1 protein-coding gene is annotated in these 676 nt (G+C 67.9%); it reads right to left on the reverse strand.

The annotated features are described in order from the left end of the window. Positions 1–78 precede the first annotated feature (78 nt). On the reverse strand, positions 79–676 hold a 598-nt coding region (locus IEZ15_RS44195; RefSeq protein ID WP_189282549.1), incomplete at its 5' end, for an IS6 family transposase.

Below are 676 nucleotides of genomic sequence, written 5' to 3' on the forward strand. Positions count from 1 at the left end.
AGGTGCTGTCACGTTGTTGGGTTGCAGGTGCCTGACGGTGCGTCGTGGTCTGGTGGGGCCCGCGGTCCGGGCCTGTGGTCAGGCCGTGGTGGGCCGGCCGGCAGCTTGGGTGATCTGGTCCCAGATCGCGAAGCGGACGGTCATCTCGGCTCGGTGGTCGGAGGCTGTCATCAGGTGGCGGTGAGGGCGGAAGTGGGGTGAGATGCCGCTGAACGCGGACAGGAACCGCTGGGCCCCGCCGACGGAGCGGAATCCCCTCATGGCGCGTTCACGCTGCCGCGTGGGTTGATGACTGTTCTCGGCCCGGTTGTTCAGGCCCTTGTGGGAACGGTGTTCCACCGAGGGCATGACCTCGCGGTGCGCCGCGCCGTAGGAACGGAGCTTGTCGGTGACGACCACCCTCGGCACCGTACGGGTCTTCTTCATCAGGCGGCGGAAGAAGCGTCCTGCCGCGGCCTTGTCCCGGCGGCTCTGCAGGAGGATATCGAGCACGTTGCCGTCCTGGTCGACGGCCCGCCACAGGTACTTCTGCTCTCCGTTGATCTTCACGAAGACCTCGTCCAGGTGCCACTTGTCCCCGGGCCGTGGCCGACGGCGGCGCAGTCCGTCCGCGTAGGCCTGGCCGAACTTGGCGGACCAGCGGCGGATGGTCTCGTAAGAGACGATGACGCCGCGC

It is taken from the genome of Streptomyces atratus (assembly GCF_014648655.1).
GTDB lineage: Bacteria > Actinomycetota > Actinomycetes > Streptomycetales > Streptomycetaceae > Streptomyces > Streptomyces atratus.